The sequence below is a fragment of the Vibrio sp. YT-15 genome (assembly GCF_033337445.1).
GTDB lineage: Bacteria > Pseudomonadota > Gammaproteobacteria > Enterobacterales > Vibrionaceae > Vibrio > Vibrio alginolyticus.
This window is the reverse complement of the sequence record NZ_JAWOQR010000003.1, coordinates 437,548-461,047: the sequence shown is the minus strand read 5'-3', so window position 1 is coordinate 461,047 and position 23,500 is coordinate 437,548. Positions and strand designations below refer to the sequence as shown.

General features: G+C 42.4%; 22 protein-coding genes and 1 riboswitch. Of the genes, 12 read left to right on the top strand and 10 right to left on the bottom strand.

Features of this window, described 5'->3' with window-relative positions; all coding sequences use genetic code 11:
• The first annotated feature begins 74 nt into the window (after positions 1-74).
• From R7D93_RS09090 to R7D93_RS09080, 3 genes are all read left to right on the top strand, one after another.
• Complete coding sequence (locus tag R7D93_RS09090; RefSeq protein WP_206959193.1) at positions 75-2,024, top strand: LTA synthase family protein; 1,950 nt, start codon at positions 75-77, stop codon at positions 2,022-2,024.
• A gap of 145 nt (positions 2,025-2,169) precedes the next feature.
• Positions 2,170-2,535, top strand: a complete 366-nt coding sequence (locus R7D93_RS09085; RefSeq protein ID WP_158173858.1) for a VOC family protein — start codon at positions 2,170-2,172, stop codon at positions 2,533-2,535.
• 99 nt (positions 2,536-2,634) lie between these two features.
• Positions 2,635-3,018 (top strand): hypothetical protein, encoded by a 384-nt coding sequence (locus tag R7D93_RS09080; protein ID WP_158173857.1) that lies wholly within the window; start codon positions 2,635-2,637, stop codon positions 3,016-3,018.
• 90 nt (positions 3,019-3,108) lie between these two features.
• On the opposite strand, the gene R7D93_RS09075 is transcribed toward R7D93_RS09080, so the two are convergent.
• Positions 3,109-3,843: a chromosome segregation ATPase gene (locus R7D93_RS09075; protein ID WP_017820934.1), complete on the bottom strand. Its 735-nt coding sequence runs from the start codon at positions 3,841-3,843 to the stop codon at positions 3,109-3,111.
• A gap of 31 nt (positions 3,844-3,874) precedes the next feature.
• On the bottom strand, positions 3,875-4,033 hold the full coding sequence (locus R7D93_RS09070; protein ID WP_005377784.1) for a hypothetical protein: 159 nt from the start codon (positions 4,031-4,033) through the stop codon (positions 3,875-3,877).
• 527 nt (positions 4,034-4,560) lie between these two features.
• Positions 4,561-4,660, top strand: a riboswitch (glycine riboswitch).
• Between the two features lie 122 nt (positions 4,661-4,782).
• Between R7D93_RS09070 and R7D93_RS09065 the strand changes: the two genes are divergently transcribed.
• Complete coding sequence (locus tag R7D93_RS09065) at positions 4,783-6,159, top strand: alanine/glycine:cation symporter family protein (protein WP_005377785.1); 1,377 nt, start codon at positions 4,783-4,785, stop codon at positions 6,157-6,159.
• A gap of 118 nt (positions 6,160-6,277) precedes the next feature.
• On the opposite strand, the gene R7D93_RS09060 is transcribed toward R7D93_RS09065, so the two are convergent.
• Both R7D93_RS09060 and R7D93_RS09055 read right to left on the bottom strand, forming a co-directional pair.
• Entirely contained in the window at positions 6,278-6,844 is a 567-nt protein-coding gene (locus R7D93_RS09060) for a hypothetical protein (RefSeq protein WP_005385713.1), read from the bottom strand.
• Positions 6,844-7,479 carry a LysE family translocator gene (locus tag R7D93_RS09055; protein WP_017820932.1) on the bottom strand — a complete coding sequence of 212 codons (636 nt, stop codon included), beginning with the start codon at positions 7,477-7,479 and terminating at the stop codon, positions 6,844-6,846. The genes R7D93_RS09060 and R7D93_RS09055 overlap by 1 nt, the downstream gene beginning before the upstream one ends.
• 223 nt (positions 7,480-7,702) lie before the next feature.
• On the opposite strand from R7D93_RS09055, the gene R7D93_RS09050 reads away from it, so the two are divergent.
• Positions 7,703-9,175, top strand: a complete 1,473-nt coding sequence (locus R7D93_RS09050) for a carboxypeptidase M32 (RefSeq protein WP_005377788.1) — start codon at positions 7,703-7,705, stop codon at positions 9,173-9,175.
• Positions 9,176-9,245: 70 nt separating this feature from the next.
• Here R7D93_RS09050 and R7D93_RS09045 read toward each other — a convergent pair whose 3' ends face one another.
• The 3 genes from R7D93_RS09045 to R7D93_RS09035 form a co-directional block, all read right to left on the bottom strand.
• Entirely contained in the window at positions 9,246-10,196 is a 951-nt protein-coding gene (locus R7D93_RS09045; protein WP_213966580.1) for an LpxL/LpxP family Kdo(2)-lipid IV(A) lauroyl/palmitoleoyl acyltransferase, read from the bottom strand.
• A 420-nt stretch (positions 10,197-10,616) separates the two neighbouring features.
• Positions 10,617-10,952 (bottom strand): DMT family transporter, encoded by a 336-nt coding sequence (locus tag R7D93_RS09040; protein ID WP_213966591.1) that lies wholly within the window; start codon positions 10,950-10,952, stop codon positions 10,617-10,619.
• A gap of 123 nt (positions 10,953-11,075) precedes the next feature.
• Positions 11,076-11,462, bottom strand: a complete 387-nt coding sequence (locus R7D93_RS09035) for a hypothetical protein (RefSeq protein WP_053303128.1) — start codon at positions 11,460-11,462, stop codon at positions 11,076-11,078.
• Between the two features lie 340 nt (positions 11,463-11,802).
• Here R7D93_RS09035 and metA point away from each other — a divergent pair, with 340 nt between their 5' ends.
• The 7 genes from metA (at position 11,803) to R7D93_RS09000 (ending at position 21,914) form a co-directional block, all read left to right on the top strand.
• Positions 11,803-12,744, top strand: coding sequence for a homoserine O-acetyltransferase MetA (metA, locus tag R7D93_RS09030; RefSeq protein WP_158159640.1), 942 nt, complete (start codon positions 11,803-11,805; stop codon positions 12,742-12,744).
• Between the two features lie 179 nt (positions 12,745-12,923).
• Positions 12,924-13,649 (top strand): type IV pilus biogenesis/stability protein PilW, encoded by a 726-nt coding sequence (gene pilW / locus R7D93_RS09025; RefSeq protein ID WP_151514736.1) that lies wholly within the window; start codon positions 12,924-12,926, stop codon positions 13,647-13,649.
• A gap of 267 nt (positions 13,650-13,916) precedes the next feature.
• Positions 13,917-14,846, top strand: coding sequence for a phosphate/phosphite/phosphonate ABC transporter substrate-binding protein (locus R7D93_RS09020; RefSeq protein ID WP_005385723.1), 930 nt, complete (start codon positions 13,917-13,919; stop codon positions 14,844-14,846).
• Complete coding sequence (locus tag R7D93_RS09015) at positions 14,846-17,002, top strand: GGDEF domain-containing phosphodiesterase (protein WP_005385729.1); 2,157 nt, start codon at positions 14,846-14,848, stop codon at positions 17,000-17,002. The genes R7D93_RS09020 and R7D93_RS09015 overlap by 1 nt, the downstream gene beginning before the upstream one ends.
• Before the next feature lie 156 nt (positions 17,003-17,158).
• A complete protein-coding gene (locus R7D93_RS09010) occupies positions 17,159-20,335 on the top strand; it encodes a response regulator (protein ID WP_082245533.1) in 3,177 nt (1,058 codons plus the stop codon).
• A gap of 9 nt (positions 20,336-20,344) precedes the next feature.
• The gene (locus R7D93_RS09005) at positions 20,345-20,821 is read left to right on the top strand and encodes a hypothetical protein (protein WP_017633987.1); all 477 of its coding nucleotides are present in this window, start codon (positions 20,345-20,347) and stop codon (positions 20,819-20,821) included.
• Position 20,822: 1 nt separating this feature from the next.
• Positions 20,823-21,914 carry a hypothetical protein gene (locus R7D93_RS09000; protein WP_025766727.1) on the top strand — a complete coding sequence of 364 codons (1,092 nt, stop codon included), beginning with the start codon at positions 20,823-20,825 and terminating at the stop codon, positions 21,912-21,914.
• 151 nt (positions 21,915-22,065) lie between these two features.
• On the opposite strand, the gene R7D93_RS08995 is transcribed toward R7D93_RS09000, so the two are convergent.
• The 3 genes from R7D93_RS08995 to R7D93_RS08985 form a co-directional block, all read right to left on the bottom strand.
• Positions 22,066-22,377, bottom strand: coding sequence for a hypothetical protein (locus R7D93_RS08995; protein ID WP_054577887.1), 312 nt, complete (start codon positions 22,375-22,377; stop codon positions 22,066-22,068).
• Between the two features lie 202 nt (positions 22,378-22,579).
• Entirely contained in the window at positions 22,580-23,014 is a 435-nt protein-coding gene (locus tag R7D93_RS08990) for a DUF962 domain-containing protein (RefSeq protein ID WP_005377800.1), read from the bottom strand.
• A 119-nt stretch (positions 23,015-23,133) separates the two neighbouring features.
• Positions 23,134-23,487, bottom strand: a complete 354-nt coding sequence (locus R7D93_RS08985) for an MmcQ/YjbR family DNA-binding protein (RefSeq protein WP_017633985.1) — start codon at positions 23,485-23,487, stop codon at positions 23,134-23,136.
• Between the last annotated feature and the right edge of the window lie 13 nt (positions 23,488-23,500).

Here is a 23,500-nt window from a genome sequence, read left to right as displayed (position 1 = left end):
TTATAATTCACGTTTATTTCACGCTTTCTTTGCTAAAAACAACACAACATAACAATTAAACTATTCGAATAAATATGAAAAACTTATCAAAGAGCTCTGTGTGGGGGCCTTTGCAGCCAATTGCTGCCTTTTCTTTGTTTTCGCTTCTATTTCTGTCTATCTCAAGAGTTTTGCTAGCTTTTTGGCAGATTGACCGTATTGACTCTCTAAACGACTTAATTTACATCCTAGGTCAAGGTTTGCGCGTAGATATTGCAACGCTTTGCTGGTTATTTATTCTTCCAGCACTGTTTTCAACCTTCATGCCATTAACCGGTAAGATGGGAGAGTGTTGGAAGCGAATATTACGCATATGGATGGTTTTAGGGCTTTGGGTGCTTGTATACATGGAGCTAGCAACAGCGCCATTCATTCAGGAATACGACCTACGTCCAAACCGCCTGTTTGTGGAATACTTAATCTACCCAAAAGAAGTCTTGAGTATGCTCTGGACTGGCTACAAATTAGAACTGTTTATTGGTGCGTTAGGTACAGTTTTAACCATCACTTTAGGTTGGAAGTGGAGTAAGAAACTGACCGATAAGGCGCAGCAGGTCAACTGGAAATGGCGACCACTATTGGCACTTTTCGTTGTTCTTTTTGGGGTTGCAGGTGCTCGCTCATCTTTAGGGCACCGCCCGCTAAATCCTGCTATGGTCGCCTTTTCTAACGATCCACTGCTTAACGACTTAGCACTGAACTCATCTTACTCATTGTTGTTTGCGGTTAATAGCATGAAGTCAGAAAAGAGTGCTGAGCAGTTCTACGGAAAAATGGACACTCAAAAGATGTTGGAATTAGTTCGCACTTCATCAACAAAGTCCGACTTCACCCCTTCATTACTCCCAACCATGAACAGTAACCCCGCGACTTACCAGGGTAAACATAAAAACTTAGTGATTTTGCTACAAGAAAGCTTAGGCGCCCAATTTGTCGGTGCTTTGGGCGGTTTGCCTCTAACACCAAACCTTGACGAACTCATGAAGGAAGGTTGGCAGTTCACACAAATGTACGCCACTGGTACTCGTTCTGTTCGTGGAATTGAAGCCGTAACCACGGGCTTTCCTCCATCTCCGTCTCGCGCGGTAGTGAAGCTGAGTAAAAGCCAAACGGGTTTCTTTACCATCGCGGACTTACTGAAAGCTCAAGGCTATCACACGCAATTTATTTACGGCGGTGAAGCCAACTTTGACAACATGAAAACTTTCTTCTTCGGTAACGGTTTTGATCAAATAGTAGAAGAAGACGATTATAACAACCCAAGCTTTGTTGGCTCTTGGGGTGTTAGTGATGAAGATCTATATAACAAAGCAAACGAAGAGTTTGAACGCCTTTCAAAAAGCGACAAACCTTTCTTTAGCTTAGTTTTTACGTCAAGTAATCATAGCCCTTATGAGTATCCGAAAGGCAAAATTGAGCCATACGATTCAGAACATATGACGCGTAACAACGCCGTTAAATATTCCGATTACGCTTTGGGCACTTTCTTTGAAAAGGCGAAAAAGTCATCTTATTGGGATGATACCATTTTCATTGTAATTGCAGATCATGATGCACGTGTTTCTGGCGCTAACCTTGTTCCGGTTAAGCACTTTCACATTCCAGCACTGATCCTTGGTAAAGGCATTCAACCACGTAAAGATGACCGCATAGCAAACAACATAGACATGCCGCCTACACTGTTATCTCTGATTGGGGTAGATGCTAAAACACCGATGATTGGTCGTGATTTAACGAAGCCACTGGCTCGCGAAGATGAACGCGCAATGATGCAATACGACAAAAACTTTGGTTATTTAACGCGCGACAATCTCGTTGTGCTTTCCCCTGGTGAAAAGATATCGACCCTGGCGTACGACTTTAAAGACCAAACCATGAAGCCGCTAGAGGTGGACGAGTCTATTATCGAGCGTGCAAAAGCAAACGCATTATTTGCATCTAAAGCGTATCAAAACAACTGGTATTCTTCCAAACACACTCATTAATACCAATGATTCCGCTGATAAAAAGGAGCTAAACGGCTCCTTTTTCTTATTCTGTCACTCACCTCGGGAATGTTCTACTGACAACTCCTGTCGTTCCTTTACGTTAGATTGCCCCTACTATTTCTAATTGATTAAGGAACAAACCATGCTGACTATCAATTCATTCGTTCTCTACGTTGAGGACATCCACATAAGCCAAGTTTTTTATTCGAAACTGTTCGAACGCAAAGTCACGCAGTTGTCTCCAACCTTTGCCGCTATTCCAATGACCGAAGGCTTAACGTTGACACTCAAGCAAAGAGATAATCTTTCACCCTACAGCGGCATTCGAGGTGGTGGTACCGAGTTGTCTTTATCAGTGCCCAACAGGCATACGTTAGAGCGCATTTACAAGCGCTGGAAAGGCCTAGGTGTTGAGTTTGTTCAACCACCAGCGACATCAGTGTATGGGTTAAATTTTATGGCTATCGATCCAGATAAGCATCGCATTCGCGTTTTCATAAATGAATAAAAATGCGTTAAAAATGCTTTTTACCCATTCCCAATGTGACTTCAATAAATTAGACTCAAGGAAACATCAAAAGCGGCGTAGTAATAAGAAGGAATGCCCATGAGCTCAAGTATGATCCTTAGCGAATCCCTAATCGAGAGCGGAAGAGATATCCCCCTCAAAGAACTGCTTTACGCAAAGCGCGTGCTGGATAACTACATGGCAGTAGCCAAAGAAAGTAGCCCGCTTGAGCTATTAACTGAGATGAAATTGGCAGCAAAGCAAGTAGAATACTTTACAACGACGAGTAACCCGTGTGAGGCTCGTAATGTCATCAGTCAGATGATTGATAAAATCGACACCGCGGAATCTTTTGCTTCGTTCAAAGCATTAGCAGGTAAGCCATCTCAAGCACTCAATGAACTAATTGAAGATCGAGCTCAGCTGATTAAACACGAACGAGAGCTCCTGCTCGCCTCAGGCTATGACGCCTCACGAATCTAATATACGCGACAGCCTAAAAGTCATAGCTAACAACGAAAAAGGAGCTCTTAAAGAGCTCCTTTTGCTTTTCAAAAATCGGATACAAAAGACTTAAAGGCCGATATCTTCCGTTATTGCTTTGATTTGTTTGAGGTCCATTTTATAGACTTCAATCATTTGATCGACCTGACTTAGTCGTGAATTAGCTTCATCATGTTTATCACAAGCGTCCGACTTCACGTCCCAAGATTTGCCTTCTAAAAATACGTCACACTCTTTCTTGAGTTTCTCAATCTTAGGTAATAATTTCGACCGTTCTTTCTCGAGAGACTCTAATTCTTGCGAAATTTTTAGCTCTTTCTGGAATACTTCGCGGGACCGCTCAAACATAGTCGCTTGCATATCCGCTTGACGACTCAACTTCTCATTTTCTGACTTCGTCGTGTTGATCTTATCTGCCTGCTGCTTCAATTGAGACTCTAGTGACAAGTTGACCTTCTCGACCTCAGTCAATTGCTTTTGCAACTTCTTAAGTGCTTTCTGGTGCGCTTCGTCTTTCGCGGCAAGTAACTCACTAACTTGGTTTTGTATTTCTTGGTCAAGCGCCTCTTCACGCACTTTTACTTGAGATGCCAACTGGGTTTTATCTTGCGTTAGTGCTTGATACTTTTCTTCTAATACGTGGTAAGTCGATTCCCACTTGTTCGCAGTGACAACCGATCCAACAAGGCCACCAAATGCCAAGCCTAACACCGCAGCGATTGCGATATAGATATGCGTACGTTTGTCACGCTCTTCAATGACAACTACGTCGTCTTGCTCTTCCATTTTGTTCTGAGAACTCACCGTATACTACTCCAAGGACTCTTTTACTTTGCTAGCGGATCAATTCCGCAAACATAATTGATGCTGTATAAATCAGAAATGCGCCAATTAATGTTATAACGGTCGCTTTTTGGACTTTTTCATTGGTTCGATAACGAAACAGCACAAATGCTACTGCAATCAACACCGCAATGGCTAATAATCTGGTCATACTGCCTCCTTGTCCACTCATGAAAAACTGCCTAGGTCCGTAGACTGTTTCACAAAGATTCATTGTAACCCATTTATACGTACCATAAGGTCAACTTAGCGTAGATTTTAAAATAAGTGCTCCGATTTTAATCAATTTTGTGTCCTTAATTGAATAACTTATGTCGTAACAATCGAAACACATTTATCGTTCTGAAGTGTTTTTGGGTTCCATTGCCTAACCCAATAAATTTTATTTATGCCGTGACTCGCACAAAAAGATTGGCAAACATACCTTCATGAAAATTGATGAGGTTATTTCATTAAAAATAAATTGACATAGGGTGTTGAAATGGACCAAAAACATGATAGAGTTCACATGTTAATGATGACCAGCATCATTAACTAACCTTTACTCATTTAATTGAGTAATTGTTCCGATGAAGACTGCAGGAGAGTGGTTATTAATCAAATTTTAACATTTGATTAGCATAACTCGCCGAAGAATTAACTATTTCAGGTGCTACCTAGGTAGCGGGGACTGTAGTTGGAGGAACCTCTGGAGAGAACCGTTAAATCGGTCGCCGAAGGAGCAAGTCTTGCACTCACGCAAGGTGAAACTCTCAGGCAAAAGGACAGAGGAGTGGAAAGTTACAACCTAACTATTTTGCTTGGCCTTCCCGCCTACAACCAATAGCTTAGTTCTTTTAGAGATCGTTGATCTCGTCCTTTCCCTCTTCTCCTTATTAGTTGTTTTATTAAGGGGAAATCATGAACAACCTACAATCTTTACTACAAACCATCGATAATTTTGTCTGGGGTCCACCGCTGCTTATTTTGCTAGTGGGTACAGGTGTTTACTTCACTTTTAGCCTTGGCTTGATCCAGTTTAAACACCTCCCAACAGCGCTAGCGATGGTATTCAGTAAAGATAAGTCATCTAATACTCAAGGTGACGTTTCTAGCTTTGCAGCTCTTTGTACTGCGCTCTCAGCAACAATTGGTACTGGTAACATTGTTGGTGTTGCCACAGCAATCAAACTCGGTGGACCAGGCGCTCTATTCTGGATGTGGCTCGCTGCCCTTTTCGGAATGGCGACTAAATACGCCGAATGTTTGTTGGCGGTTAAGTACCGAAGAGTCGATGATAAAGGCCAAATGATTGGTGGCCCAATGTATTACTTGCAATACGGTGTTGGCTCAAAAGCTCTCGCGATCATGTTTGCAGTGTTTGCTTTGGGTGTTGCTTGTTTTGGTATCGGTACGTTTCCACAAGTAAACGCGATTCTGGATGCAAGTGAGATATCTCTTGGTGTTAACCGTGAGCTATCTGCCTTTGTACTAACTCTTTTGGTTGCTTTCGTAACTTTGGGTGGCATCAAATCCATTGCTAACGTTGCAGGAAAAGTGGTTCCTACCATGGCTGTATTTTATGTGTTGGCGTGTTTAAGCGTGATCATCATGAATGCAGACCAATTGTTCAATGCCGTTGAATTAGTGCTGGTTTCAGCCTTTACATCAACAGCAGCGACTGGTGGTTTTCTAGGTGCAAGCATCATGTTGGCAATCCAATCAGGTATCGCTCGCGGTGTGTTCTCAAATGAATCTGGTTTGGGTAGCGCGCCTATGGCAGCAGCAGCAGCGAAGACAGACTCTTGTGTTAAACAAGGCCTAATTTCAATGACGGGTACCTTTTTCGATACCATCATTATTTGTACCATGACAGGCCTTGCTCTAATCCTGACCGGTGCATGGCAAAGTGACCTTGCAGGTGCCGCGATGACGACTCATGCTTTTGCGGTGGGTTTAAATGCAGATACATTTGGCCCTATGCTCGTCTCAATCGGTTTGATGTTCTTCGCTTTTACCACCATTCTTGGTTGGAACTACTACGGTGAGCGTTGCGTTGTGTTCCTGTTCGGAACTAAAGCTGTGCTTCCATACAAACTGATTTTCGTCGGCTTGGTGGCATCTGGTGCATTCCTTCACCTCGATATGATTTGGCTACTGGCTGATATCGTAAACGGTCTGATGGCAATTCCTAACCTAATTGGTTTGATCGCACTGCGTCACGTCGTACTGGCAGAAACCAAACTGTTCTTTAGCTCAACATCGCAATCAGGTGAAGTTGAAGCAGTGAAAGCTTAGTGAAACGGCAGGTTTGCGGTCACAAACTACCAGTCACAGAGAGCAAAACACATTAGAAATGGTAAAAACACATAGCCCGCTATTATTTAGCGGGCTTTATTTATCTTCGGTTAAATGGTTAATCTCTCAACCATTGATGCTCAACGTTTTCTCCACGTTCTTCAAAAAACTTCGCATTTTTTTGCTTGAATTGATCCGCTTTCAACTCTGATAGCGGCCAGTCTAAAAATGCTTCTGTTACAAACGAGTCGCCGACACCAACCTCAATCGATTCCAGATGTTTCCCGATGTAGCGATAAAAGTAGCCTTGCCCAAACGCATCGCACACCATAGGTACATGCCTAACACGTTGATGATTGACAGAGACCGAAGCCCAAGTTGTCGTTTTAGGTTCACAGGTTTGCTCTTTTACAACGTCAACCTCAAATTTATTGTCCATAGTTGTCGAAACAAAAACGACAATAGCGTCATGCAAATACACACGCCTGAGCAATAACTGTTTAGTGTCTTGAGTTCGCGTTTGTTGTATTCCATTAGCAAAAGGCTCGAAGTAGCCCCAGTGCCAAGACCAGATCATGCCGCGTTGCGCAAACTGTACTTGTGGCCACGTATGCCAAGCAACAGCGGCACCTATCCCCACAATAAATACAGCGAGTAGTATCAACAATCGATAAATATTACGCATTAAACGGGTTTTTCAATTAATAACTTCACACCAAGTGCGACTAATACTGCGCCCGTCGCGCCTTCCATCCACTTCATAAAGCTTGCATTCTTTAGTAGATTTTTAGCCGAGTTAAGCGCGCCAGCTAAACCACACTGCCAAACCATCGCAATAGCAAAGTGTACAGATGCCATCATCATTGATTGAAGCAAGGGTGAACCTTCTGGATTCACAAACTGTGGCAAGAAAGCCAAATAGAAGACCGCCGTTTTCGGGTTCAAGACGTTAGAAAGAAAGCCCTCTCTAAAAGAGCGCTTACCATTAAACACTTCGTGAATCTGCTCGGTCACGGTCAATCCATCTTTCGACGACATTAGCGCTTTTAAACTGCTCAAACCAAGCCAGATAAGATAAGCTGCGCCAATCATTTTTACGATTTGGAACAACTCTGCTGATTGCGCAAGAATCGCCGAGATACCAACCGCAGAAAAAAAAGCATGTACGAATAAGCCAAAGCAAATCCCTAGACTGGTTGTACATCCATCTTTTAGGCCCGATCGGCTAGTGTTACGGATAACAAGTGCAGTATCTAAACCTGGCGTTAACGTTAAAATCGTAATGGCAATAATAAATGCCTCGAAATTCAAAATATCCATATTATCGTGATAATTAATTGTCAATCCTTCATCAATACCGCCAATCCACAAGATTCGCAAGCTTCTTTTTTAAGAGAGCTATACAACTGGGTGAGTTTATGGACAATGGGTTGGAGTTAATTGTTAATTATTAGTAAATTAACGCAGGTTGCTTAGTGCAACACCATATGAAGGACCCGTTATCGGGTGTTTAGGGAAAGAACAAAAGAATAAGAGTAGTCACATGAACGCATTTACAAAACTCGTTGAACATTCCAAAAAAGTGGCAAATTTTGAGCATCTATCAGCCATCATAGATTGGGATCAAGCGGCGGTCATGCCACCTGGTGGCGCTGAAGCACGCTCGAATGCCACGGCAGAGCTCGATGTACATATCCATTCTTTAATGACTCAACCGCACTTGGGAGAGCTTTTCGCTCAGGCAGAAGAAGAGACGCTGTCTACAAAAGAAAAATCTATCCTAAGAGAAATGAAGCGTGGGTGGCAGCAAGCTAACTTACTACCAGAATCATTAGTTCAAGCTCAATCTCTTGCTGGCTCCAAATGTGAACATGCATGGCGTACGCAACGTGGAGAAAATGACTGGGCTGGTTTTGAAAAGAACTGGGCTGAAGTAGTAAAGCTATCGCAGGAAGAAGCGCAAATTAGAGCCGAAGCAAATGGCACGACTCCTTATGATGCCATGCTCGATGTTTATGAACCTGGCACAACGTCTGCGTCGTTAGACATTCTTTTTGCTGACGTGAAAACCTGGCTTCCTACTTTGATCGATGAAGCGCTTGAAAAACAACAATCAGACAACATCTTATTGCCAACTGCACACTACCCTGCGGAAAAGCAAAAAGCGCTCGGTTTGGAAGTCATGAAGCTACTTCAATTCGATTTTGAACACGGTCGACTTGATGAGAGTACCCACCCATTTTGTGGCGGTGTACCGACAGATGTGCGTATTACGACACGTTATAATGAAAACGAGTTTGTCCAATCATTGATGGGGATTGTCCACGAAACTGGCCATGCTCGATACGAGCAAGGGCTACCAAAAGATTTATCAGGAACACCCGCGGGAGAAGCTCGCTCTATGGGTATTCATGAATCACAATCACTCTTCTTTGAAATGCAAATAGGACGAAGCAGCGCGTTTATCGATCACCTCGCTCGACTGGCTTCTAACCATTTTTCTGGTAGTGAATTCGAAAAAGACAATTTAGCCAAAATTTACACTCGCGTAGAAAAAGGCTTTATTCGCGTAGATGCTGACGAACTAACATATCCTGCTCACGTTATTCTTCGATATGAAATTGAGCGAGATCTCATGAACGGCGTCATCAAACATACAGATGTACCAGAACTCTGGAACGAAAAGATGAAAGCGTACTTGGGGCTATCAACCGAAGGAAACTTCAAAAATGGCTGTATGCAAGATATCCATTGGACAGACGGAAGTTTTGGCTATTTCCCGTCCTACACGCTCGGTGCGATGTACGCTGCACAATTTATGGCAGCAATGAAACAAACCGTCGATGTAGATGCGGTTATTCGTTCTGGCGACTTAGCTCCGATATTCAATTGGCTCTCGGAAAACATCTGGAGTAAAGGTAGCTTATTCACCACTGATGAGTTGGTAAAACAAGCCACGGGTGAAACACTGAATGCTAAACACTTTCAAGCTCACCTAAAAGATCGCTACTTATAAAGCGAAACGAATAGAAAGTAAAAGCCCAAGGTTCGTATGTTCCTTGGGCTTTTTGTAGGCTCTCTATGTGTTATGCCAAGCTAGGGATGAGCCTAGGCTTGTACAAACAGTCCTCACCCTCTGGTCTAGTTTTAAACCGACGATGAAGCCACATATACTGGCTCGGACTTGCCATGATTGATGTTTCAACTATTTGATTCACGAATGCGGCGGCACGTTGATGATCCTCTTTCGGGAAACCTTCGACGGGCGCACTAATGGTTAGGGTATAGTGTCCGTCTTTTCCTCTTACCATCGTAAAAGGCACAATGGCGCAATCTGTAGAATCAACCAACAAACTTGTGCCTGTCGTAGTACAAGCATTTTTAACGGCAAATAACGGTGCAAATGTCGAGCGTCGGTTACCATAATCGTGGTCCGGTGCATACCAAACCCGCTCACCCGTTTTAAGTGCTTCAAGCATGGCTTTGACGTTTTTACGATCAATCAGTGTACGATTAGAGCGAGAGCGTCCCTTATACTGAAAATAATCAAAGCACGGATTATTGTTTGGGCGATAAACACCGGTTCCAGACTTTTTAATGCCAAAAGCTCGAGCACCTAACTCTAGATTCATTGAGTGTACGGCCAACATTAATGCACCTTTGCCTGACTTCTCTAAAGCCTCTAGATGCTCCATGCCTTTTATCGTGACGTGTTTGTTTACCCGTTTATCTGACCAAAACCATGCCATTGCGGTCTCAAAAAGTGCGATGCCAGTATTGTCGATGTTGTCTTTTAGAATTGCTTCGCGTTGGCATTCTTCCATATGAGGGAAGCAAAGCTCAAGATTGCGTCTGATCGTAACTTGACGTTTTCTCATGAGTCGCATAGCTAAACGACCAATGTTGCGTCCCAAAGCTAGTTGAACTTTAAAAGGAAGGAGGCTAAGTGAGTACATCACGCTAATGATAATTAACGTTCCCCAGTAACGAGGCAAAAGAAATTCGGCCTTGAATGCAGGCTTTTTGTATTTGTTCATGTAAGTATTGTCAGATGTGCCCATCTATAAGTGATAAAAACAATGATAATGGACTGCACTTTTATCATTGATAACGCTAATAACATAAATTAAAGCGCGCGGATTCTATGGTTCTTCGACACACTACACAATAAGAACTTTGCAGAAATATGTAGGGAATGAAAAAGCAGTAAAGATGAGTCGCCACGTTAACATCTATCGGAGTGATTTATCTACTGCCCTTTCCTAAAGTTTGAAGAAACATAACTTTGTATTTTCAATGCGCTAAATAATGCCTGTTTTTCAATCACATAATGCGACCGTGATGAATACAACAATAAGACGTCATATCAATACTCGCCATTAGCGATTGAATTTGCACTAAAAAGCCGCAGCAATTTCTCGCTGCGGCTTCTTATTCACTTAACAAGTAGAGTGGCGTTATTCGTACCCTACTGTTTTGGATAATAAATTTACGATCAACACACCAGCGATGATAAACCCAATACCAACTAGGGCCGGTAAGTCTAGACGCTGTCCGTAAACAAAGTAACCAACCGTCGCAACCAAAACGATCCCAGCACCACTCCATATGGCATAAACAACCCCGACAGGCATTGTTTGCACTGTGATGGAAAGCAAGAAGAAAGCGATGCCGTAACCAATCAAAACGACTGTGCTCGGCATTACTTTCGTAAATTGCTCTGTTTTGGGAATATAAGAAGTGGCAATCACTTCACATACAATCGCTATCGACAGCGCCAACATTGGTGGCATAGAGACAAGCATTTTGAACATAAGGCATTAACGCTCAACAGAAATGTAACCGACAACATGTCCGGATAATTAGGCCGTGCATTATACCCAACTCATCTCACGATGGAATACCACTAACGATGTTTACACACCATCACTTTCGCTTACTTTTTGATGACCAGGTGAAAGGCTGACGTTTTGGTGCTGACGAGAAATTTCAAAGTAGATATGCATATCAATCGGCTCAGGTGTATTGAGTAGCATCTTACCTACTTCACGTTGGAAATGACCATAATTACCTAGCTCATCCGTTAGTTCTAGGAGCTCGTAAGAGGCTTCATCGGCAAACATTCCATACGCATACTGATAATGACTGATATCCTTGCTCTTATCATAACCCAGCTTTTGAAGAGCTTGATCAATCTCTTCCGGCGTATAAATGTCTTTATCACCAAACGAATGCAGTAGCACGCAAGGAACTTCTTGAGCGATGCCCTGAATCTTTGTCTTTCTCTTGAAAATACCGAACATAATGTCCTCCACTGACGATGTTTCCAAATATGCACATTAATGCAAAATGGTGAGCTGATTGTTTTTAGTATGGCTCATTAATTTGAGACTTCCTTACTACGAAGTCACCTTCACATATTAACGTGATCGCATAATTACCAGCAAATAGTACACACTGCGTTTCAAACCTATCTCATCAGAAACTCTGCTTTAGTCACAATTGTGTGACAACCCCGAGTACGGTTTACCATAATGTAAAGAGTAGATTGAAAAGTCGGATTTCGTATCGACATCTAAACTTAATTAAGTTAGCTTTAGAAGTATAGACGTCTAGATTGACTATACTTAGGGAGAGAAAGTCGTGCCAATTAGAATTCCAGATCAATTACCAGCTACCGATGTATTAAGGACAGAAAACATCTTCGTGATGAGTGAAACGCGTGCAGCGAGTCAGGAAATACGTCCTTTAAGAGTGCTGATCCTTAATCTGATGCCAAAAAAAATAGAGACTGAAACTCAGTTTCTGCGTCTACTCTCAAACAGCCCACTACAGGTTAACGTCGAATTACTGCGCATTGATAACCGCCCGAGTAAAAATACGCCAACTGAACATTTAGACACGTTTTATCGCCAATTTGAAATGGTGCGAGATAAAAACTTCGATGGCATGATCATTACTGGGGCTCCATTAGGTTTGGTGCAATTTGAAGATGTCATTTATTGGGATCATCTCAAAACCATCATGGAGTGGGCAAAAGATCATGTGACATCCACTCTTTATGTTTGCTGGGCTGCGCAAGCAGGGTTAAAGCTACTCTACGATCTACCTAAAAAAACGCGTAAAGAAAAACTTTCAGGCGTGTATCATCATCAAATCCATCATCAGTTTCACCCTATCTTACGCGGATTTGATGACACGTTTTTGGCTCCTCACTCGCGTTACGCAGATTTTTCGCCTCACTTTCTAGAAGAGCATACTGACTTAGACATTTTAGCGACATCGGATGTCGCAGGTGTGTACTTGGCCACCACAAAAGACAAACGAAATGTCTTTGTCACAGGACACCCTGAGTATGATTCTCACACTTTACATAATGAATATATCCGAGATTTAAGCGAAGGTATGGAGCCCGCTATTCCTGTCAACTATTACCCAAACAACAACCCAGATAACCCACCAATTGCAAGCTGGAGAAGCCATGGACACCTTCTCTTTTTAAACTGGCTGAACTACTGTGTTTATCAGCAAACACCGTACGACCTCGAGCACTTCAGTGAAGATGCTTTCACTAAAGACGATTAGCTTCAAAATAAGCAAACAAAGCACTCATCATTACCGAAATGTAATATGTGAACCAAGCCGCCATATGGCGGCTTTTTCATAACAGTTTGCAAACCTGATCGCATAGTGTTTTTTCCTCAATAGGTTTTTGCTAAGTAATTCATATCATGCAGAAAGATTCAGGGATGTAGGGATAAAGAATGAAAACAGCAAAGCTCGGTGCACTAATATTATTGTCTCAGTTTGCACTCGTGGGTTGCGTGACGGTGAAAGAAGATGGAAGCCCTGTCGTTAAAGCCGATCCTGTGGCAATGGCAGAATCACGTATCGCACTTGGCTTAGGTTATTTAGACGGCGGTAACATGATTCGCGCGCATGATAACTTACAACAAGCCTTAAACCACGCACCTCAATACTATCGCGCGCAATTATCTATGGCTCACTACTACGAAACGGTTGGTGAAGATATTAAAGCCGAACAGATGTATAAACGCTCTCTACGCCAACACACTAAAAACGGAAATGTGCTCAATAACTACGGTACTTTTCTTTGCAAGCGAGGTGACTTCGAAAAAGCCGATCAGATGTTTAATCGAGCCATTGAGCAGCCTTATTACTACCTTATTCCAGCGAGCTATGAGAATGCAGCTTTTTGTGCGCTAAAATCACAAGATAAAGACAAAGCGAGATACTACTTTACTAGAGCTATCGATCATGACCCCCATAGACCAAAATCGATTTTGCAACTCGCTAAAATAGAAATTGATAGCGGTGATTATACTGAAGCTAGAATTCGATTAATGAGATTCAATCAAATGTATGGCGTGAAGAAGCCCTCTTTGCAACTCATGATTCAACTTGAACGTGCAGCAGGCAATGAAGCTCTCCAGAAAAAGTATCAAAAACAATTGGAGAATTTTTCTTAGTACAAAATAGCGATACAGATGGCGCATTAGCTCACAGCCAATACTGCGCTTGACCAAGAATCCGGTGAATTCAGACTCACGGTGATACATTCATCCTGTACATAAACGTCAAATTCGGTACTATTTGAACGGAATAAGTGACCAAGTCACATTATAAAAAGTGCGCACACAACGAAATTTGTACATCATACTGTTTTTAAGATTGATTTCGGCACATTGATAAATACTAAATATTACTGACATGCACCAGAAGGAAGTTGAAGCCGGATGAAACCTGCCTGCACTCTGTTATTACTCACTTTGCTGAGTTCACCTTTTGTCGTCAGTGCACAAGAAAATATTGAGAAAACATTCACATTTGGCATTGTGTCCAATAAAGCCCAAAGCAAAATCAAAAAAGCGACGCCCCTTACTCAGTATGTAACTGAAAATATGGCTGAATATGGTTACGCAAAAGGGGCGGTAAAGGTATTTAAAAATTATCGTCAGCTCGCGGTTGCGCTTGAAAATGGCACCGTTCAAATTGCAACGGCGACCCCCTTTAATGCGATGACCTTAGAAAAGGAGTCTAATAGCCAAGTTCTTGCTATACGATGGAAAAAAGGCCTGCAAAAATATCATACGGTGTTCTTTACTAATAAAGAGAGTGGCATTGAGTCACTTTCTGACCTGCGCGGAAAAACGCTTGTTTTCGAAAAGCGTACGTCTACCAGCAGCTATTACCTACCTGCGATTACATTGCTGAATCACGGAGAAAAACTGCAATACCTTCCCTCTCCTGATGACAAACCGGCCAAAGACAGTATTGGTTATTTATTCCTTGATGAGCAACTCGCTCAGTCAAATGAAATCAACCTATCTGTATGGGTATATAAACAGAGAGTTGCAGCAGGAGCATTCAGTAACTTCAACTGGAACAATCCCAAAGATTTGCCAGAGAACATGAAAGACAAACTAGCGATTTTTTCTCGTTCTGTTGAAATACCCAGGGATTTGATTCTCGCTTCTCCAAGCATGAGCCTAGAGCAACAGCGTAAAATCACGTCCATACTGCTTGATATGGATACAACTCACGAAGGCTCTCTCGCACTTAAAAAGTTTCAGAACACCAAAAAATTCAGCGCGCTTACTCCAGAAATGCGAGCCTCCTTAAGTACAGTGCGCAAGTCAGTTCACTTGTTACCGAAGGTGGATTGATGTTTCAAAAGCTCTCACTCGAAACCAAATATATTTGCTCGACAATATTCGTTGTCTTGTTTGTTGTGGTGATAAATCTTGCGTTATACATGCACGGTTACGATGCGTATTCAAATAGCTTAACTCAACAAATCACGAACAACTCTCAAGAAAAAACAGAATCTTACGTTAAGCAAAAAGGGTTGGTTTATGCAGAGCTATTATCAAAACAGCTTTTTGATCCACTCTATACAGACAATATCAGTCAAGCGTATGAGCAAATTAAGGCAACATTGAGCCAGCCAGATGTCTCGAAAATACATGTTGTTGACAATGAAGGGCTAATCTTTCACGACGGCACTACTCAGCTAAGGATGTTTGCCCAACCTCATTACCGCTCTCCTTTTATTTTGAAAGCAATAGAAGAATCCAGAACTCTCGTTTCCTTTTCCAAGCATCAGTTGGAGATCGCAGCGCCGATTCAGCAATCAAATATTACTCTTGGGGCGGTATATCTTGAGCTTAACTTGATACATCTACTGGAAGAGAAAGAACAGAACATTGAACAAGTCCAAGCGATTACCTCAAACGATAAACAGAAGATGTTTAACTTGCTGCTAACGATCAGTGGGATATCCGTTCTATTCGGTAGCATCATCGCTTATGCTTTGGGGCGGTCGTTAACTAAGCCACTCAAGCAACTAAAAGATCAATTTTCAGAGTCAAATACCCAAGCGCTGCCAGTCACCGACATACAAAGCAAAGATGAAGTGGGAGAACTTATTTCGGCGTACAACAAAATGTCAAACAAAGTGAACCGATACACCAGCCGAGTTGAGTTCATGGCGTACCACGATATTCTGACTTCCCTGCCAAACCGAGAAAAGTTACTCATTGATATTCAAACGCAAATAACTGACCACAAATCCCCCTCACTCGCGGTTGTGTTTATTGACTTGGATGACTTTAAGCACATTAACGATAACTATGGACATAACATTGGGGATAAATTGCTAGGCCATCTTGCCTCAGAGCTTCAAGGCCGTTTGCCGAGTTATTTTAAGCCGCTTTACCGCCTTTCTACCATCGTAAGTCGAGTAGGTGCGGATGAATTTGTACTGGCCTTTCCGTGCTCGGACAATCATGAAGCTAGAGAAAAAGCGAACGATATTCATCGCCAACTACTCTCTCCCTTTAGTTTGGAAGAGAACGATATTCAAATTACGGCAAGCCTCGGAATTGCTGTGTATCCAGAATTTGGTTCAAACGCTGAGTCTCTTTTACAGCTTTCCTCTCTTGCGGCGCAGGAATCTAAAAGACGCGGTAAAGACATTATGACGATATACGATTCCACGTTTGATGAAACGATTAAACAACGTTTATACATAGAACGAGAACTGCGTCGTTCAGTACGTGACTTGTCTCAATTCGAGCTGTGGTATCAACCACAATTTGATCTAAAAACCTATCGCCTAATTGGGGTCGAAGCATTGGTTAGGTGGAATCATCCCGAGAAAGGTTATATCAGTCCAGAATCGTTTATCCCGATCGCAGAACAAAGTGATTTAATATTGGAGCTTGGAGAACATATCATTGAGACGGCAGTTGCTCAGCGGGCAATGTGGGCAGAACATTTCGGTACTGATTTTCACATCGCATTAAACTTGTCCCCAAGACAAATCTATCGCCAAGATTTAAGTCAATTATTTTCTAAGTATTTACGACGACATGATGTCGCCCCTCAAACCATTCATGTTGAAGTGACAGAGTCACTTTTTATTGATGATACAGAGAAAGCTCAATATGTGCTTAAAAAACTACAAAGTATCGGAGTGGAAGTTTGGCTAGATGACTTTGGTACGGGGTATTCAGCCCTTGCCTACCTACAACATATGGCTTTTGACGGGCTCAAGATTGATCGTTCATTTATCGCTCAAATCCGAAAAAGCGATCAAGACGATTCATTAGTTCGCGCGATTGTATCCATGGCTCACAACCTAAGAATGAAAGTAGTAGCCGAAGGCGTAGAAACTCAAACTCAACTCACACGAATGGAGTCTCTCCACTGTGACGTCGTACAAGGCTTTTTCTTAGGTAGGCCTGTACCTGCTGAGGAATTGATTGCATTTGAATACCAACGAGGGAGTGGCGCTCAAAGCGTCAATCACTTTGCTTAGAACGCCGTTTTGTTAACTATTGCCGCTTAGCGCGTTAGTACTCGTAATGCAATATCGGTCACACTTCCCCCACCTCATTAATATGAATTTTCTCTTAAAATCTAACATCTGAGATAAATAAACTACACTTTTCATATCAACTTCTTGGATATGGAAATGCGCGTGGTAGGAATCTTTTCTTGGAACAACCTGTCGGTAAAACAAAAGCTATTTGGGTTGGTTTTGCTGCCAATTTTATTGTTGCTTGTCCTCGCGGGTAAACATGTACAAAGCCTTTCTATCCAGGCTCAGGAACTACAAAAAGCACAGTTATTCTCTGTCTACATCGACCGCGTATCTTCGCTTTATCACCTACCGAATAACCCTGATGTAATAGATAAGCAACTAAAAACTCAGCAGATATCTCAATTGTTACGCGACACCGCTGCACCAGTATTCGGTGAAAACGCTGAGATACTAAACCAGTTGACAAGCTTTGAGGAAGCAACCCTCTCGATGCTCTCTTCGCAAAATCAAGAAGAAAAGTTAGATGCGGCAGAGTGGCGCGCTGATACGTTCAAAGAAATCCTCATGAGCTTAGACAAAGTCTATTTTAGAAATGTGAGTTATGAAACAAACACTCACCTTTCTTCTTTGATGCAACTTGAATGGTTGATGTTTTGGTCCACTGAAGAGCATAGGTTAAGCGAACATTTGATTCGATCTTCAGAGGAAAATAACGAGTATGACCTCACAACACAGGCTTCTATCCAATCTTTAATCCAGAACCAACAACTATTTCTAGAGCGTTTTGTGACGCTAAATGCCAACCAACAACAAGTAGATCTGCTCATTGAGACGTTTACGGGTGAAGTCTTTATCAAAAGCCAAGAGTTTCGTGCTTATTTATTGCAACCAGCTCAACTCAAATCATTAACCCCGGATGAGATTGATGCGGGGTTATCTGCACTCAACAAACGCTTATCGTTATTACAAAGTGTTGACGACAAAATGGAACAACAGCTGAGTGATGATATATCAAAGACAATCAACACGACGACACAGCACCGCTTTACCTTTATCGCAATGATGAGCCTTTTAACGCTGTTGGTCGTAAGTTTAACGCTAAGATTGGTGCGAAAAGTTACTGGAAACTTGAATCTAGTCCTCAAATTTCTCAGTAACGAAAGCAATGAACAAAGTAACACTGAAAATTCACCTCTTGCTCAACTAATAAAGGGTAAAGACGAGCTGAGTAAGTTTGCTCGAGAGGTAAAAAAGCTTAGTGATGAGCGGATGTTGTCCAGACTAAAGCTCACACAAGCTAAAGAAGATGCAGAACAAGCAAAAGATGATGCAATTAAGGCGAGTAAAGCCAAAAGTAGCTTTTTGGCCAACATGTCCCACGAGATCCGCACGCCGCTAAATGGCGTTATTGGCATCTCTGAAGTGTTATCCGATACTTCCCTGACTGCCACACAACGCGATTACGTCGACACGATTGAAACCTCCTCCCAACTGCTTTTGAGTTTAATTAATGACGTTCTAGACTTCTCAAAAATTGAATCTGGGATGTTGCTCATTAGCCCACATTCAACTTGTGTTCGAGAGTCTATCTATGACATTGCTTCTATCATTTCACCGAAAGCAAAGGAAAAAGGCATCGATGTGCAAGTCAACATTAGCCGTAACACGCCTTACCACGTAATGTTGGATGACCATCGTATACGCCAAGTTGTCATGAACTTCATGTCTAACGCGGTAAAATTTACCGAACAAGGCAGTGTAGAGCTATCGGTCATCACCCGCGAAATTAAAAATGGTGAAGCGGTCATCGAGTTTTCCGTTAAAGATTCTGGAATTGGTATTGATGCCCAGCAGCAAAAGAAAATATTTGCTCCATTTGCCCAAGAGGATAACTCTACTACCCGACAATTTGGGGGAACTGGACTTGGGCTTGCCATTAGCACGCAATTAGTTGAGCTAATGGGTGGAGAAATTCAACTTGAATCCGAGAAAGGTAAAGGCAGTCGCTTCTTCTTTGAACTAACTGCTCCTGTTGTGACGCAAGAGTTTAACGCTTATCACGCTCTGAATCACAACGATATATGGATTGTATGCAGCAGTACTCAACTAGAACAAAAACTGCGTAACGAGTTAAGTTTTTTCAACATCAATATAACGCAGTCAGTAGATACCTTAAGTGCGTTGCCAACGTGGATTGATAACGAGCGCGTTATCGTTATTCATGTAGAAGCATCACCAAATGCAGCGGCGATGCATATCGATGAGATAGAAAGCCTTTGTAAACGAAACATTCGTGTCTGCCTCATCAAGCACCTTCATAGCCCACAATTCGACTTTAGAAACAGTATCAGCGCCTTGGTCACTCAGCCACTACTAGGGCAGCGCTTAATTAAAGCACTTGAAAGTTGTGCGGCAAATTTCTCGCACGCACAACAAGAGAGCACTTCAGCGCAACATGTTAAATCTCTGCCGAAAATTTTGGTCGTTGATGACAATACGGTCAATCAAAAAATCGCGGGGCTACACGTCACAAAAGCTGGCTTCGACTTTGATGTCGCTGTAAACGGACAAGAAGCGGTTGAGAAATTTCAACAGAATCAATACAGCCTAATTTTAATGGACTGCATGATGCCCGTAATGGATGGATTTGAAGCCACCCAAATAATTCGTCAAATAGAAGTAAAAGAAAAACGCGCTTTCAGAATTCCGATTATTGCTCTAACGGCAAGTGTGGTCGATGACGATATACAAAAATGCTTTGACGTTGGAATGGATGACTATGTGCCCAAACCGTTTAAAGCAGGGTTGCTTAAAGAGAAGTTAGATAAGGCAATTGGGTTACGTGTTTCCAACACGACGCCTGCTGAACCACACCAAGAGAACACCACCCCCGATAAAACTCATGAACTACCTGCAAGTTCTGAGCAACCAGAAGCAACGGTAACGCCTATTCGCTCCGAACGCATCTTGCTTGTCGAAGATAATAGAGTGAACCAGAAAGTGGCTTCTCTATTGCTATCTAAAGCAGGCTATCAATTCGAAGTCGCAGAAAACGGACAAATTGCAGTCGAAATGTTCCAAAAAGATGGAAAGTTTGATGTTATTTTGATGGATTGCATGATGCCCATAATGGATGGGTTTGAAGCTTCTAGGCAAATTAGAGCTTATGAAGCGAGTAAAGGATTAGCTAAGACGCCCATTATCGCATTAACAGCAAGCGTCGTTGATGATGATATTCAACGCTGCTTTGATTCAGGAATGGATGCCTACGTACCAAAGCCTGTGCGCAAAGAAAAACTGTTGTATCAAATTGAACAAGCAATGTAGGTGGATTCTATGAGTAGAAATCATTCTCGCGTTGCTTTTCCTTTGCGTTACATAAAACGCTATCTGTTTATTCTGATTGCCCTTCTTTCATTAAATTGCCAAGCTCTCGCTGCAGAGAGCTACGCCGTTTTCTCATTTAATGACGAATTCTCTCCGCTCACTGTCAATAAAGCGCGAAAGTTGTACAGAGGGAAGACGCAACTTTTACAAGGCCAGCGAATTGAACTCTCTGACTGGCCTGCGACATCAACAGAAAGAGCTGAGTTCTATCGTTATCTTCTCAACAAAAATTTAGCGCAAATGAACGCGCATTGGGCAAGCTTGTCTTTTTCAGGTAAAGCTAGACCGCCAAAAGTGATTGCACGCTCCAGCATTGATGACCTCATAGCATGGATGCAAGAGAAGCCGAATAGAATTGGTTATGCCCCAACATCGAGCGTCCCTAGTAATGCTCATGTTTTATGTGTGGTTAGCTCGGAGAATTGATATGAAAAAATATTTAACCATGTTATCGCTGAGTATCGCGACCTTTCCGAGCTCAGCCACGATTGAACTAACAGAACAACTTTCTTTAAGTGGTTTTGGCTCTACTTCGTGGGCAAAATCCGATAACCCAACTACGTTACTAGTTAACCGCTTTATTGGCGATGAATCTTGTTTCGATTGCGATACCACTTTCGGCATGCAGCTCGATTATTTTCACAAGGCATTTCGGGCATCCGCACAAGTCGTAAAGCGCCCGCAAGACCATTGGAGCTCGCCTCAGCTCGAGTGGGCGTATTTGGCTTATACCTATCAAAACATAGAAATACGAGGAGGACGCTTAAGACTGCCACTGTTTTTGATGTCTGAGTACAACTATGTCGGCCACGCTTTTACCCAAGCCCGCCCACCGAATGAGGTATATGACAGCATTCTAGGTATCACGGCTTATAACGGCCTATCTGCACGCTGGATTCATGACCTCAATGAGCAAGTCGTACTTACCGCCATGCCGTTTGTCGGGTTTAAAGACAATAGTGACGTAACCATCAATGAACGTACTGAATTGGAAATTGAGTCAAACAATACTGCAGGGATGAACTTAACGCTAAGCGGAGAGAGCTATCGTTGGAATTTTTCCTACCTCCACGGCGATTATGATCAAACAACGACGCTCTCTAACATTGAGCAGTCCACTCCCGGTGGCGGAACCACAATCATTGACCGTCTAGTTGAAACAGAAAAAAACAACACGATCGATCTGTTCTCTCTAGGGTTAAGATACGAGCTCGATAACATTGTGATTATGGCAGAAGGACAGACCAGCAATCTTTCCTCATCTTGGTACGCGACAACAAGTTATAATGTAAACAAGCTGACTCCTTATATTGTTTACGGTCAGCAGTTTAATAGTCGGGATAAAAAAAGTGGAGACAGTTTCTTACTCGGATTGAGATACGACCTAGATTACAACGTTTCCCTAAACGCAGAATGGCAAAGGTTCAACGCCTACAATAATAGCTCTGGCGCGTTTTCATCAGCCCCAAAGGATGACAGTGCGAGCCTTTATACGCTAATGCTCAACTTCGTTTTTTAATGTTTCTTACAGTACCAATTTCCACAACGCTAGGGGCTGTTGCATTAAGAAGGCTTTTTGCAACACGTAACTAAACGCTAAACGACTGAAAGGGGTAAAATCGAACAGTTCAGATAGATAAGTGGCAATCCAAACATAGACAAAGGTTACTCTATTTCGGTTTGTTTTGATTGTCTTTTAACCGCTTTTCTTTGCGTCGCAGTGCCCGGAAAAACTTTGACTCTTCGTGGTACCAACCAAGGACACTAATTGGAAAGCCCACGAGCATCATAATAAAAACATCCGCAGGGAGTTGTTCCCAAATGTCGCTTAAAGAATGCAGCTCTCCAAAAATGAACAAACCGATGACTTTACCAAGCAGTAATGCACAACAAATCATAAAGAAGGACTTTAATATATAGTGCCATTTGCCTTTTTTACGCTCTTCTCTCCAATAGGCATACTTATATTGTCGATCGTACATTCATCCCCCTAAAGTAAACTTGCCGTAAGTTTAAGCATCTCGATAGCGTAAAGTGCGTTGGCACCTCTTTAATCATAGTGCGTATCTAAAGTGAATGCTTGTCGTGGCAATAAGAAGGAGAGGTATTCTGTAGTAAGAGCTACAAAATCTCTGAACGTTATATGTCTTGTGTAATTCGGATGATGCCTGATTTTGCTTATCGCTAGTGTTTTCTGAACACCCAAATCGGGCCGATGAGTAGAAACTGTAAATCCTCAAAAAACGACGGTTTTTTACCTTCAATCTTGTGACCGATAAATTGCAATATCCACAATACGCCAAACAAGAGCATAGAAATATGCAGAACGGGCAACATCAATACCTCTAGCGACCAAATAAGGCCAATGCACGCTAATGTGTAGCCGATCATCATCATGAATACACTCAGAGACAAACGAAAATAGAAAACCCAAGTGGGGATCACCGCTACCCAAACCCAATTAAGTTCGAAGCCTAATAATGAAATCTGGGGAATCGACCAAATAAGTCCAACCACAGAAAGGTAAATACCTGGAACTGCGATTGTGTGAATCTTTTGGTTGATAGGGTTTTGGTGACTCTCCCCGTATTCTTTTAGCCATTCAGATAATGCTCGCATATCATTCCCCTTTTCCACCTTCTTATTCTTATATAGCCCGAGGATGAAAAAGGTGCGAATTTTTCCGTAAAGGCTACGAGCAACGAGCGACAAAACAACAGAGGCCAGTGCGTTGCCGATTACTCACCAAGCAACGCTCGTTGTGCTTTCGGCAGCTTGGCAACGACAAGAGCATAAGAGCGTTCACACAAGTCTTGAATCAACCCATCCTCGACATCACCGTTAAAATAAACCGTTATCCAATGACGCTTATTTAAGTGATAACCTGGGATAATGTCCGTAAACTGCGACGTTAAGACTTCTCCATCTTCTGGTTTTACTTTTACGCTGACATACTCCCGACCGTTTCTCTCTGCAATGATGGCAAACATCTTACCTTTGATTTTGTAAACAAGCGCTTCAGGCCCAAATGGGAAATCGCTTTCTGCACACATGAAGGTACTTAAGTATTGTTCTAGTTCTTTGCTTTTCATATCCCCTACCTCC